Raw genomic sequence first — 13,466 nt, 5'->3', positions numbered from 1 at the left:
ATTTCTATATGTGTCAAGTATGTGACAAGGGCACTTGAAAATTGGTATGTGGATTGGGCTTTTAGGGTAGTTTTACTTCTATTAAAATGCTGTTTCCGTATAAATTGTGGTTTTTCGTAAATTGTTTTAAATCCTAAATTAGTCTTAGTTTCGGGCATCATTTCTTATAATGGATTTTCTTTTCTAACCCGAAATAAGGAAATGATAATATTTTCTTTCATAAAAAAAGAAGATTAACATTTGTTATCTTCTTTTAAAAATAATCTTTAGTTTTATGAAGTTTCACGAATGATAAGTTCAGGCTTTAGTATTATTCGTTGTTTCTCGGGACTACTTTTTGTCATTTTTTCGTATAAGATATTTGCTGATTTAATCCCAATTGATCTTGGAAATGAAGAAACCGTTGTTAAAGGGGGATGATAAATTTCTGAGTCTGGAATATTATCAAATCCGACTATATCGATGTCAACTCCTGGTGTTAACTCATGCAATGCTAGACCCTGTAAGACACCAGAGGCTACCAAATCGCTAAAGCAAAAAATGGCTGTAGGAGGATTTTCATTTTGCAAAACTTTTGATACCGCATCAAATCCCCCTTCTCTAGTAGGCGGTCCATCAATTATTAGGGATTCATCCAATTTCAATCCAGCTCTTTCATAAGCTAACTGAAATCCCTGCATTCTCTCAATCCATGTAGAGGATGCCTTTATTCCCCCTAAATAAGCAATTCTTTTATGTCCTTTTTCTAGCAGATGGGTAACGGCAATATATGCACCTTTAACATAGTCAATTCCTACATAATCACAATTCGCGTCCTCAAGCTCTCGATTAGCAAGTACAATTGGTATCTGAAGTTCATTGATTTTTTTTACGGTTTTCTCGGAGCTTTTCGAAGCCGGATTAAGAATTAATCCATCCACCCTATGCTCTACCATAGTTGATAGTAATTTGTCCTGTTTCGAAACAGAATCGAAGGTAGTACCCAAGAGTACAGTATAACCAAACTGTTCTAAGGTATTTTGAGCACCTATCAAAAATTCCGAAATAAACTTGTTCGAAATATCGGTCACAATTACTCCTACAATACCAGAGCTTTGTGACCTCAAGTTAGCGGCAACTCGATCGTAAACGTATCCCAATGTATTGATAGAATCAAATACCTTTTTTCGTGTGGCTTCCGAAATTCGAGGATTATTCCTTATAACTAAAGAGACAGTTGATGTAGAAACACCTGCATGCGCGGCTACCTCATGTAATGTAACCCGATGTTTTTTGCTCATATAGATTGTCACCAGCTTTAAAATAAATAAAATATATATCAATGTTGATGAAAATAATACTAATAATAACGGAAATGAAATCTATTATCAAATCATTATTTCAACCCTATTAATTTATAACCAGCGTATTCTTAGCTCTGAAAAATGAAATCAGCTTGTTTTTTCGGAGACTCAGTCTCTAGATAATACTCTTCTGCCTTCCAGTATCGGTTTCTAAACTTTTCAATATTTTGTTGTGTTTCTTTGCTTTCACGCTCAAATCTTTTCTGTCTCGGACAATCAAAATATATAACATAGTCATAATAGGCTCTCCACTCTTTTCTTTGGAGGAACACGCCTTCCACTATTATGAGACAAGTGTCAGGTATTTTCATTACCTGGAGATTATGCGTATCAGAATGTTGATCATAAGTTGGTAGATTTAATATTTCTGAACTCTTTAGTTGTTTAAAGAGATTATTAGTAAGCCCTTCTATATCCCATTGCAAATAGTAATATTCATACCATTCTTCATAACTAGTATTATAACGCTTTTTTCTTTCTGCAACATAATCATCTATATGAAAGATGACAGTTGGGATATTTTTCTCTTGAAGATGCTTTTTAAAGTTTGCTGTAAATGTTGTTTTCCCTGAACGGCTTAAACCATCTATACCCAGAATAAACCTCTGACCTTCTGCCATTCTTTCCTTTAATACAGTTAGTATTTTATCTTCCAAACCGTTCCCTCCTTCCCCATGATGTTAAAATATTTCTTTGGCATCGGAGGGCAAGTTTCTTACATGAATTAGATAATCCGTCATATTTTTATCATCATTACTTGGGTACGCAAAGGATAAATTACTTGCAACTTCCACCGCTAACGTTCTAAACAAATCGCAAGTGACAAAGACAGAATCCCAAAGATTGTCATAATTATAATCGGAATATGTTTTTTCGTACATCTCCCAATAAGTTGCAGAAAGGTAGTTTTTGAAATACTTCCCCATTTTCCCCGCAGAAATTTGGAAGTCGTTGTTCATGCCAATCCACCAGGAGACCATTTCATCCAGTCTGCCTCTTATTACAATTTCAAACATTTGCTTTGCATACGGCAGCTCATCTCTCCATATTCCTTTTGCAACGTTTTGCAAACACCACCAAAAATCATTACAGCAGCCCATGAACATAGGCCCCGTCGGCTTTTTCACATGGTAGTCAATATCAGAAGAAGTCGGGATAGATGGAAGAATGTTGTCTTTATCTAAAAGAGGAATGGTAAGACTGTCTTTGACATAACTTTCCAGCGTACTTTCCTTTGTTTCAATATGTAGGTCGATTCGATTTCCATCTGTAAACAGCATTAAATATCCGTAAGATCCATCAAAATCCATCTCCATCCCCAAAAGTTTATCGATTTTATCGGGCTCTTGAAGGATAAGTAACTCTCCAAAAATATCAATCCATTTTTCGTCCTTTATAAAAGAAGCTGTTTCAGTTACCACATATACAATATCGTAATCCTGAAAAATATCCTTTGGAGCATTGGAGTTCGTTCTGGAGCCGTTCATATATACAGCTCGAATCCGTTCATCTTCGCGTGCTACTCCTAATATTAAATCGAACATTTCCTTTTCGCTTCTCATTGTCATCCCCCGGAAATTAACATTATTTTATAGCTGACTCCCTTTGAATCTTTTCATAATCTTCTTGAAGAATTCCATAAATCTCTAAATCAACTATTCCCTTTCCTGCCCAAAGTGTTGCCTGTCTTATTGTTCCTTCCTTGATAAATCCGTTTGTTAATAAAACCTTTTTGGAATTCACATTTAATGGCATTACTTCTGCTTGAACCCGGTTAACTTTTACCTCTTGAAAAAGAAATTCCAGCAATATCCTAACTGATTCGGTTGCTATGCCTTTACCCCAAAACGCTTCTGTTAAAAAATAGCCGATCGTGACCATATTTACTTTTTGATTAAAATCTTGAGCCTCGATTATTCCTATTAATTTATTGTTATTATCAAATATGCCCCACTTAACCTTCGATTTTTTATAAAAATCACGTTCAAAATGCCCAATCATCTTTCTAACCGTTTCTTTATTATGCTTAGGAATAATTCCACAGAATTCGAACACCTTATCGTTGTTATAAATATCAAATACATCATCCAGATGACACTCACTGATTTTTCCAAGTGTGATACTATTTGATTTTAAAACTGGCAGTCTGGAAAACACCGTATCTATGTTCATGTATTCTCACCATCTTTCTTTTTGGTTGTAGACACTTTGGCTCCTTTCGTGGTGCAATCCTTTCGCTATTGTTACTGTTTCCTCTTGTGCTTCCACTTTTCGGGCACAATACTTCCTCTTTTGTTCCCGTTTCCTCCCAGGCTCCCATTTTTCGGGCACAATACTTCCTCTTTTGTTCCCGTTTCCTCTCCAGCTTCCACTTTTCGGGCACAATACTTCCTCTTTTGTTCCCGTTTCCTCCCAGGCTCCCATTTTTCGGGCACAATACTTCCTCTTTTGTTCCCGTTTCTTCTCGAGCTTTCCCTTTCCGGGCACAATACTTCCTCTTTTGTTACCGTTTCTTCTCGAGCTTTCCCTTTCTTGGCACAATACTTCCTCTATTGTTACCGTTTCTTCCCGAGCTCTCCCTTTCCGGGCACAATACTTCCTCTTTTGTTACCGTTTCTTCTCGAGCTTTCCCTTTCCGGGCACAATACTTCCTCTTTTGTTACCGTTTCTTCTCGAGCTTTCCCTTTCCGGGCACGATCCTTTCACCATTGTTATTATTTTCACGCATGGTTACCCTTTTCTTGGATATTTAGTCCGTTTTAACTTTTTTATTTTCCACACCTATTTTTGGATACGTCAGATAAATTGTGCTTTCAGTTAATATTATTTTTATCGATTTCCTCATTAATGGTGGATTCCCAAAATATCTTTTCCTTCCCAGTTGCATAACTGCTAATTATTTCTCTTAAAGGGTATGGCTGAAGGTTCCTTTCCTCTAGCTCATCGATATTGGCACAATAAGAAAATGATAACAATAATAAAGAATAAATTTTCTATACCAGGTAATGTAATTTAATCGGAAATAGTCTCAATTTTATATTTTTCCTTCAAAACAAAATGCAAATACATTATTCTAACAGCTAATATAAACTTTTTCTCTATTTTCAAAGATGCTGGGCTATGTAAAAATTCCTCAAACTCAAATGTATCTATACCGCAATAAACAGCCAACGTTTCATAGCTAATACCAATATTTCTATGCAGCCCCTCGATAATAGAGATTATTCTTACAGTATCATCTATATTATCTACATGTGTTAAAAAGCTGCTGATTTCTATTGGATGATTGGAATAGGTTGTTGTTTCATTCGAATATAAAATCTTATTGATTAAGCCATCAGACATTTTGTATACATTTTTCAACTTCGAAATATTATCTTCTAAATTAATGCTTTTCATAAAAAACACCCTTAATACTCTATTTTTTGCTAACCTATTAGAATAATGCTTTGTTTATAATTTTCTAAATAACAGATAAGTAACCACAGGAAGCAGTACAACCATCATTTCATCATTATTGATAAGCAATTTAATTAAACCAATTCCCCAAATGATAATTAGAAAAGTTATGAGCCAAACCATTCGAACCCCTTTTATTCTCATTTCGTACCATTTCCTTTTGAGACTCAGGTATTATCGACTATATTATTCTTCAACATAGGAGTTTGTTTTCCTCCCTATTAACTATTACATTCCTTACACAAAACAAAATTATAGGTTGCCTAAGCAACCTACTTACTCCAACATTTTTTCATAACAAACACATTCATGTGCCCTATTAAACTTTTTCTTTACTAATTCAACATCTTCACCAACATAATGAGCAAAAGCCTGAACGGGGAATAAGTTAGGCATTTCACTTTTAATCGTTCCTTTCAACTCATTTCCGCCATCAATGTACACATGTAAGTAGGATTCTACCTTTGTGAATCCATTTTTCACATACCACTTATTTACCCATTCATCGTCTCTCGTCCAAGCTTCTAATCGATTTAATCCCTTGTTTTTAGCAATTCTTTCTGCTTCGTTTAAAAGCTTTGTACCGATCCCTTCTCTCCTAAAGTCAGGATGGACGGCAATATGCCATATCATTCCGCCAAGTCCAGTGCCTCTTGAACACACTGTCCTCTCCTTTATTTCGTATTCAATATCTATTAATCCGACTATTTGACCTTCCTCTTCAGCGACTAATTCCATTGCTGGGTTTTCATAGATTTCCTTTTCCTTTAATACATTGTCAAAATACGCAGTATCCAAAAAGGACAATACCCTGCATCTTACCCATCCCTGTTCATCTTCTATTTGATACGGTCTAATCTTCATAACTAAACTCCTTTTTTAAATGTTAGTCAAATAAATAAAGACCTCCGTTTTTTACGAAGGCCTTCTAAATGAAATAATCTGCAATTTTATCATTCTTAATTTAAACTTGAGGGGCTTGAACCAACGTAAAATTCAATTTGTATACAATTTGATTTAATCATAAAAATCCCCTCCCTTTAAAAATAATTACCAACATTATAAATTATACAAAAATTATAAACGGATGTAAATATTAGGGAAGAAGTATGCAGCAGTATTAAACTCAAAAAGCATTAATAAGGATCATTGAAGTTAATAACGAATACCACAACCATTATCATCCCCTTGCTCCCTGCAGATTTTCATTGACAGAATAACAGAACAGGTGTAACTTAACTTATAGTTAAATATTTTTAGAATTTTCTTATCTAGAGAGGCGGAGGGACTGGCCCTGCGAAGCCTCGGCAACAGACTTTTAGGAGTACTGTGCCAATTCCAGTAGCGAATGCTTGAAGATAAGAAGAGATCGGATATGGAAATTGCCCCTCTTCTTATTTGTGAGAAGAGGTTTTTATATTTTTTAAAGGAAAGAGGGAAAGATTTTTATGACTAAAACACTAGTTAAAGCACCATTTAGAGCCGATCACGTAGGCAGTTTTCTTCGAACAGAACCTATTAAAGAAGCAAGAAAGGCTTTTGCAAATGGGGAAATCGATACAGATGCCCTAAAGGCTGTTGAGGATGCAGAAATTGAGAAACTTGTCCAAAAGGAAATCAAGGTTGGTCTTAAATCCATCACAGATGGGGAGTTTAGACGCTCTTATTGGCATTTAGACTTTTTGGCAGGCTTAGAAGGCGTAGAATTGTTTGAAGCGGAATATATTAATAACTTCAAAGGTGACAAACCAAAAAGTAATGCCATTAAAGTAGTTGGTAAAGTAGATTTTAATGGCCATTATATGTTAGAACACTTTAAGTTTTTAAAACAAGCAGTAGAAAAATACGGTGATGGAAGCCAGGTTGCGAAGTTTTCGATCCCTAGTCCTAACATGTTATTTACTAGAATTCAAGGTGATGAATATTATCATGACAATCAAGAGCAGTTCTATTGTGATACGGTAGCGGCTTATCAAAAAGCAATTCAAGGATTCTATGATGCTGGCTGTCGTTATCTCCAATTAGACGATACTTCCTGGATTGATTTTGTTTCAGAAGATCGTATCAAAGCAGTTGTTGAAAAACACGGTAAGGATGTACAAGAAATCATTGATACTAGAGTTCGTTGTTTGAATGATGCTATTTCTAAGAGACCTGATGATATGTTAATTACCATGCATATTTGCAGAGGAAACTTCCGATCTACTTATATTACAAGTGGTGGATATGATACGATATCGGATGCCATATTCGCGAACTTACAGGTAGATGGACTCTTTCTTGAATACGACGATAATCGTTCAGGTGATTTCGAACCCTTAAAAAGCTTCAAACGTACTGATTTAACCGTTGTATTAGGACTCATTACATCTAAATTCCCAGAACTAGAAGACCCAGACAGAATAAGAGAAAGAATAAATGAGGCAAATAAAAATATTCCTTTAGAAAATCTAGCAATAAGTCCTCAGTGCGGATTTGCCAGTACGGAAGAGGGGAACAAGTTAACGGAAGAGGATCAATGGAAGAAGATTAAACATGTAATTGAAATTGCCGAAAGTGTTTGGGGTACTATTTAAGTATATGATTGATAAAACACCTCCTTCTTTTTTTATAGAATGAGATGTTCTAATTTCCTGATTGTATTAATCCCACCGTATATAAATAGACCGTCCATTTGACGGTCTTATGTATTTATCTATATTTTTTTAGGTACAAATCACAATCTTGTTGCCAATCATTTAAAAAAGCATTATTAGTTCCAATAACGACAGTAGCATCTAGTTCTAAGTCTCTAACTACATTTGTTGTTAATCCGGCATTAGTAAAGATTTCGAACGTTTGAGGTGCTTGGATTTCACTCGTCTCTATCAATAGCTGACCTCCAGCAGCGAGCCAATATGGAGCTTCTTCAGCTACCATCCTTTGAATATTTAGGCCGTCATCTCCTCCGTCTAAGGCTAGCTTTGGTTCATAAAGACGTGCCTCCATGGGAAGCATATCGATTGCTTTAGTGGGAACGTACGGAACGTTGGCAACTAATAAATTTATATGACCTTTAATCGATTGTGGTAAAGCATTATACAAGTCACCTTCAAAAATATAGTCCCGGAAATCCGTTACGTTTCGTCTTGTACATCGAATAGCGACCGGATCGATGTCAGCACAGTACAAGGAAATACCCCCGAGTGTTGCCGCCAGAGCAGCACCTACAGCACCTGAGCCACAACAGAGGTCAACGACTATATCTCCAGAACAAGACAGGTCTGCTGCCTGACGAACAAGAAATTCCGTACGTTTCCGAGGTACGAAAACTCCCTGTTCCACTTCTATCCGCAGACCACAAAACTCTGCCCATCCAATGACGTATTCAAGCGGCAGACCATCTGCTCGCATTTTCACCTTTTGGTTGAGGTCGTCTAAAGAATGTGCCTCTGAAATAAGTATTTGAGCTTCCTCTTCTGCAAATACACAGCCAGCACTTCGAAGCCTGTTAACAATAGATTTTTCCGTTTTGTCGTCCAATTGGATACTTAATTTTACTTTTATTCGCTATCACCCTTTTAATTTTGGTTTATTTATTATTCGATAATAAAAGAAAATATCCTTCTTTAACTGACTTGTTACCTTAACATCTTTTGTTGATGGAAGGCCATTGAATACACTCCCTTCTTGGCTGTTCACAATTATAAGACAATATAAAAAAATAATGTCAGTGTTTTGTATATAACTTCCTTGTAAACCAAAAACACCAATACCCAGCAATCGAGTAGGAGGGGGTGACTAACCCCCGACCTCTCACACCACCGTACGTACCGTTCGGTATACGGCGGTTCACTTAAGTATGACGCAAATGGTTGTATCTATCTAACAGACTTTTAAGCTTTTGATTTCTCCAAAACTTTAGATTTAGTGTTGTGTGTAAGATAGGACTATTCGAAATGCGCCAATATTTCTTACGAGAATTTCCCCATTCATGGGCCTTCTCTCTTGGAACGCCAAGGGATATGAGCCTTTTAATTTTTGTTTTGGGTAGTTTCCATTGTTTCCAAAGGCACATTCGGAGTCTTCTTCGAATATGTTCATCCAGTTGTTTAAAGGGAGTTGGCGTGTCTGCCAGCGCAAAATATCCGCACCAACCAACAAGGTATTCATTTAGTTTCTCAATACGCAATTCCAATGGAATGGGTTTTGACCTTGATGTTAGTTCTTTTATTCTACTTTTAGCTCTCTTTATACTTTCTTTTGCGATACGGATTTTTGGATTACGGTTTGATGTGAAGCTGAATCCAAGAAACTTTCGTTTCCACGGTCTGTCCACCGCACTTTTCTCTTCATTTACTTTTAGTTTAAGCTTCTTTTCAATGAAAGTAGTGATAGAACTCTTGACACGTAAACCTGCCTTCTTGGTTTTTACGTAAATATTACAATCATCTGCGTAGCGGACAAATTTGTGTCCTCTTTCCTCTAGTTCCTTATCTAATTCATCTAACATGATATTGGAAAGTAGTGGACTTAATGGTCCACCCTGAGGAACACCTTCTTCGCTGATAGTTTCCACACCGTTTATCATAATCCCCGACTCTAAGTATTTTCTAATTAACTTTAGAATCGTCTTATCCTTGACTCTTTTTGCTAGGAGTCCCATAAGCATATCGTGATTTACCTTGTCGAAGAACTTTTCTAAGTCCATATCTATTACCCATCTGTAGCCCTCTTCTATATATTGCCTTGCTTCCCTAACGGCATCATGTGCCCTTCTTCTGGGTCTAAACCCATAGCTATGTTCGGAAAAGGTTGGGTCATAGATTGGGGTTAATATTTGGGCAATCGCTTGTTGGACAAAACGGTCTGTCACGGTAGGAATACCTAATAAACGAACGCCGCCATTTGGTTTCGGGATTTCGACTCGTCTGACTGGCATAGGCTCATAGGTTCCGTCCTTTATTGAATTTCGGATTTCTTGCCAATTTTGTAGAATATGCGCTCGTAGGGATTTTACAGGCATTTCATCTACTCCATGGCTACCCTTATTCTTTTCGACACGTTTCAATGCCGAAAGTAGATTGTCCCGTGACAGTATTCGTTCCATCATTTCGATACATCCTTTCACGTGAATATACGTGCTATTTGTGCCATTGTTTATTCCACCCTCTTAAAGTCCCCTGTGGAATTCACCACTTCCTCCTTTAAGTAAGTCCAATTGGATTGTCTGTATCATCATAAACAATGAACGCCTAGTGTATATTCTCCTTAAATGTTCAGTCCTTCCCTAACCATCTTAAGCTAGTCAGGTACTATGACCTCTGCTGACTTCTGGCTGTTCAATTACCCTTCACAAAGTAAGTTACCGAGTGTGCTCGGCATTTCAGCCAGACCTCCCCAGGTAAGAGTACAGTCTTTCTCCCCATCTATCTGCTTCATTTACTCTGTATCATCTTTGGCAGAAAGGACTTCGTTTTGTTTGGCAAACTCATCCAATGATACCTAGCCTTATATGAAGTTCGTGTCCCTCAGACCGGAGATTTGCCGCCCGCTTCCTTCAGATTCTGCGTCACCACAGACACCCTTGCGTTTAGCTACTGCTACTTCTGCCTTCACAGTTCGGGACTTTCACCCTATAGACTGCACCCATGCTGGGCGCACCACAAAAAAGAACTCTAAATATTAGAGTCCTTTGTAATTGATGCTCCTCCAACAGTTGATAGAAGTTGGTCATGAAACATACTAATAGGAAATAAATTCCCTCTTTGTAAATTATTCGTTATTTGCCTTATCACACCCACTTCTCGAAGTTCCTTATCTTCCATTTTTGCCAGCTCATTTAGCTTAATCCATTTGCAATCGATTATCTCCTCTTCTGTTAGGTTCAAAGAACCTCCGCTAAGCTTGGCTGTAAAATGAAATAAAATCACCTGATCTCCCGTACTACTTTGAAAATTATATACACCAGTAGTACTAATAAACTTCACTTCATAACCGGTTTCCTCTTTTACTTCTCGTAAAGCTGCACTCAGAATATCTTCGCCATATTCAATATGTCCACTCGGAAAATTCCATTTACCTATGGCTGTGGGTTTGTTTTCCTTAATCATTAATACTTCTTCATCTTTAAATATTGATACGCTAACTACTAAGACAATCCCTCTTTGATCCATTTTATATTTACACCCATTTCTTTTGAAATGCCGAAATGCTATCATACTCTTCCTGCAGCAGCCTTGTAAGGCGAATGTAAATGGGAGTTAGATCCTGATAAATAGAGACATGTTCACTGTTTGGTGTATGGTGATGGGTTGCACCTACCATTTCATCTGCAACCTTGAATGAATCGATTTCTCCAAGACTGAACAAACCAAGTATAGCGGCACCAAGGCATGAACTTTCAAAGCTTTCCGGGATGTATACTTCATGATTAAATATATCCGCCATCATTTGCCGCCATAGCTCTGATCTTGCAAAGCCGCCAGTTGCATGTATTTTTTGAGGTTCTCCTATAAGCTCTGCTAAAGCTAAGAGAACTGTATACAAGTTAAAGATAACTCCTTCCAAAACAGCCCGGATAAGATGTTCTTTTTTATGGTGCATACCCAAACCAAAAAAGGAGCCGCGAGCATTAAAGTTCCAAAGTGGAGCCCTTTCGCCTGCCAAATAAGGATGAAAAAGAAGACCATCAGAACCGGGAGTTACTCTGTCGGCTATTTCCGTCAACACTTCATATGGATCCTTCCCAAGCCTATTCGCGGTCGCCACCTCGGAATCTGCCAGCTGATCCCGTACCCATCGAAAAATCATACCGCCATTGTTAACCGGTCCTCCGATCACCCAATGATTTTCTGTTAAGCAATAACAAAAGATCCTTCCCTTAGGATCCGTAATCGGCCGATCCACCATCGCACGAATGGCACCACTAGTACCAATCGACACAGCCACCACACCAGGTTCTATCGCGTTAACGCCAAGGTTAGATAAAACCCCATCCCCTGCTCCAACTACAAACGGAGTGGAAGGTAAAAGATTCATTTCATTTGCATAGGCTTCATCAAGACCTACCATTTGATAAGTAGTAGGAACAGGCTGAGAAAGCTCTTTTTCCGTCAAGCCAGCAATTTCTAGTGCTTCGCTATCCCAAGTTAATGTTTGTATATTAAAAAGACCGGTGGAAGATGCTATGGAGTAATCAATAACATATCTACCAAAAAGCTTATAAAAAACATACTCTTTAATGGAGATGAATTTATCCGCACTATGAAACAACTCTGTAAAATCGTTTCTGAGCCAGACTAATTTTGACAGTGGGGACATCGGATGGATTGGAGTACCTGTCCGAAGGTAAATTTCATGTCCATTCATTTCCGACTTAATCTTCTCCACCCAGTCAGAACTTCTGTTATCTGCCCAAGTAATGCATTCCGTTAATGGTTTTCCTTTTTTGTCTACAGCAATGACACTGTGCATAACCGAGCTAAATGACACACACAGGATATCCTCCTCGGGAACACTGCTCTTTTGTTTGGTTTTCTTGATTGCCTGTATGACCGCTCTAAAAATTTCTTCGGGGTCCTGTTCAGCGGTTTCCGGAGTGGGAGAATACATAGGATATTCAATACTATGGCTGGAAACTACTGTCCCACTTTTAGAGTACAGAACTGCTTTTGCACTAGTAGTTCCTATATCAACACCTATCACATACTTAGAACTCATTATTATTCCTCCTTGAACCTTTCACAATCTTTCTCAGTTGCATTTTTTTATACAATAATTCCGCACTTATGGGTTTCCCCAAGCAAACGGTTTCAATTTGAATGTTATTAACTCTCTAATTATGCTATACTCCAAGTAGGAATGCTAGAAAGGGAAATAACAATGAGACAAAATTGTTTGCCGACCATTCGGTCCATCTATTCCAAACTGAGTGAAAAAGAAAAGAAAATTGCAGATTATATACTTGAAAATCCTGAGTTGGTTATCCACCAAACCATCAACGAAGTGGCGGATTATTTACAGCTTGCAGATGCCACTGTTTTTCGCTTTTCCAAAAGAGTTGGATACAAAGGCTTTCAGGCAATGAAAATAGCACTTGCATCGGAACTTATCGAATCAGAACCAAAAACGATCATTTCAAAAATAGATAAAAAAGATAGTAAATGTCCTTCCGAGTTATTATTCAAAACGACTATTGCTTCTCTTGAAAAAACGTTTGAACTTTTGGATAAGAATGCTCTTTCTAAGGCAATTGAAGCTATTCTTAACGCAAACAGAGTACAGTTTTTTGGAACAGAGGCTTCCGCAATCCTTGCCCTTGATTCATTTTATAAATTTTCCAGTGCAGGAATAAACGCTTCTGCTTTTTTGGAGACTCAATTTCAATTAATTACTGCTGCCACGTTAACTAAAAACGATATAGCGATTGTAATATCACAATCCGATACCAGTCAGGGAATACTTCCCATTATGGAGGAAATTAAGAAAACGGGGGCCACTGTTATCACTGTAACAGATTCTTCCAATTCCCAAGTTAACTTACATGCGGATATTGCCCTTTATTCCTTTACAAATGAAATACATGAGGCAGGAATGCTTTCCTTAAGAAGTGCACAGCTGGCATTGCTAGATGCTCTTTATATGAATACCGTCTCTATTATGAACAAAGAAAGTTAAACCAAA

14 protein-coding genes and 1 riboswitch are annotated in these 13,466 nt (G+C 37.4%); of the genes, 2 read left to right on the top strand and 12 right to left on the bottom strand.

Annotation, left to right across the window (positions count from 1 at the left end):
• Positions 1 to 272: 272 nt before the first annotated feature.
• From NSQ59_RS02405 to NSQ59_RS02370, 8 genes are all read right to left on the bottom strand, one after another.
• Positions 273 to 1,286, bottom strand: a complete 1,014-nt coding sequence (locus NSQ59_RS02405) for a LacI family DNA-binding transcriptional regulator (RefSeq protein ID WP_437177105.1) — start codon at positions 1,284 to 1,286, stop codon at positions 273 to 275.
• Positions 1,287 to 1,411: 125 nt separating this feature from the next.
• The gene (locus NSQ59_RS02400; protein WP_340828927.1) at positions 1,412 to 1,999 is read right to left on the bottom strand and encodes a kinase; all 588 of its coding nucleotides are present in this window, start codon (positions 1,997 to 1,999) and stop codon (positions 1,412 to 1,414) included.
• Between the two features lie 24 nt (positions 2,000 to 2,023).
• Positions 2,024 to 2,905 carry an aminoglycoside 6-adenylyltransferase gene (locus NSQ59_RS02395; RefSeq protein WP_126647273.1) on the bottom strand — a complete coding sequence of 294 codons (882 nt, stop codon included), beginning with the start codon at positions 2,903 to 2,905 and terminating at the stop codon, positions 2,024 to 2,026.
• A 22-nt stretch (positions 2,906 to 2,927) separates the two neighbouring features.
• Positions 2,928 to 3,515 (bottom strand): GNAT family N-acetyltransferase, encoded by a 588-nt coding sequence (locus tag NSQ59_RS02390; protein ID WP_340828924.1) that lies wholly within the window; start codon positions 3,513 to 3,515, stop codon positions 2,928 to 2,930.
• A 6-nt stretch (positions 3,516 to 3,521) separates the two neighbouring features.
• On the bottom strand, positions 3,522 to 3,830 hold the full coding sequence (locus NSQ59_RS02385) for a hypothetical protein (protein ID WP_340828922.1): 309 nt from the start codon (positions 3,828 to 3,830) through the stop codon (positions 3,522 to 3,524).
• Positions 3,831 to 4,355: 525 nt separating this feature from the next.
• Positions 4,356 to 4,742 (bottom strand): HTH domain-containing protein, encoded by a 387-nt coding sequence (locus NSQ59_RS02380; RefSeq protein WP_340828921.1) that lies wholly within the window; start codon positions 4,740 to 4,742, stop codon positions 4,356 to 4,358.
• Positions 4,743 to 4,796: 54 nt separating this feature from the next.
• On the bottom strand, positions 4,797 to 4,925 hold the full coding sequence (locus NSQ59_RS02375; RefSeq protein WP_268888324.1) for a hypothetical protein: 129 nt from the start codon (positions 4,923 to 4,925) through the stop codon (positions 4,797 to 4,799).
• A 153-nt stretch (positions 4,926 to 5,078) separates the two neighbouring features.
• Positions 5,079 to 5,666, bottom strand: coding sequence for a GNAT family N-acetyltransferase (locus tag NSQ59_RS02370; protein ID WP_340828918.1), 588 nt, complete (start codon positions 5,664 to 5,666; stop codon positions 5,079 to 5,081).
• Positions 5,667 to 6,066: 400 nt separating this feature from the next.
• A riboswitch (SAM riboswitch) is annotated at positions 6,067 to 6,167 on the top strand.
• A gap of 83 nt (positions 6,168 to 6,250) precedes the next feature.
• Between NSQ59_RS02370 and NSQ59_RS02365 the strand changes: the two genes are divergently transcribed.
• Positions 6,251 to 7,378 (top strand): 5-methyltetrahydropteroyltriglutamate--homocysteine S-methyltransferase, encoded by a 1,128-nt coding sequence (locus tag NSQ59_RS02365; protein ID WP_340828917.1) that lies wholly within the window; start codon positions 6,251 to 6,253, stop codon positions 7,376 to 7,378.
• Between the two features lie 115 nt (positions 7,379 to 7,493).
• Here NSQ59_RS02365 and NSQ59_RS02360 read toward each other — a convergent pair whose 3' ends face one another.
• From NSQ59_RS02360 to gntK, 4 genes are all read right to left on the bottom strand, one after another.
• Positions 7,494 to 8,324, bottom strand: coding sequence for a putative protein N(5)-glutamine methyltransferase (locus tag NSQ59_RS02360; protein ID WP_340828915.1), 831 nt, complete (start codon positions 8,322 to 8,324; stop codon positions 7,494 to 7,496).
• Positions 8,325 to 8,637: 313 nt separating this feature from the next.
• Positions 8,638 to 9,894 carry a group II intron reverse transcriptase/maturase gene (gene ltrA, locus NSQ59_RS02355; protein ID WP_340828527.1) on the bottom strand — a complete coding sequence of 419 codons (1,257 nt, stop codon included), beginning with the start codon at positions 9,892 to 9,894 and terminating at the stop codon, positions 8,638 to 8,640.
• Positions 9,895 to 10,459: 565 nt separating this feature from the next.
• Positions 10,460 to 10,957, bottom strand: a complete 498-nt coding sequence (locus NSQ59_RS02350; RefSeq protein ID WP_340828913.1) for an NUDIX hydrolase — start codon at positions 10,955 to 10,957, stop codon at positions 10,460 to 10,462.
• A gap of 7 nt (positions 10,958 to 10,964) precedes the next feature.
• Positions 10,965 to 12,506 (bottom strand): gluconokinase, encoded by a 1,542-nt coding sequence (gntK, locus tag NSQ59_RS02345; protein WP_340833122.1) that lies wholly within the window; start codon positions 12,504 to 12,506, stop codon positions 10,965 to 10,967.
• Positions 12,507 to 12,665: 159 nt separating this feature from the next.
• Between gntK and NSQ59_RS02340 the strand changes: the two genes are divergently transcribed.
• Positions 12,666 to 13,460 carry a MurR/RpiR family transcriptional regulator gene (locus tag NSQ59_RS02340; protein WP_340828912.1) on the top strand — a complete coding sequence of 265 codons (795 nt, stop codon included), beginning with the start codon at positions 12,666 to 12,668 and terminating at the stop codon, positions 13,458 to 13,460.
• Positions 13,461 to 13,466 lie beyond the last annotated feature (6 nt).

The organism is Margalitia sp. FSL K6-0131 (assembly GCF_038008735.1).
GTDB lineage: Bacteria > Bacillota > Bacilli > Bacillales > Bacillaceae_C > Margalitia > Margalitia shackletonii.
Note: the sequence above shows the minus strand (reverse complement) of the source record. Positions and strands in the feature narration are given on the sequence as shown.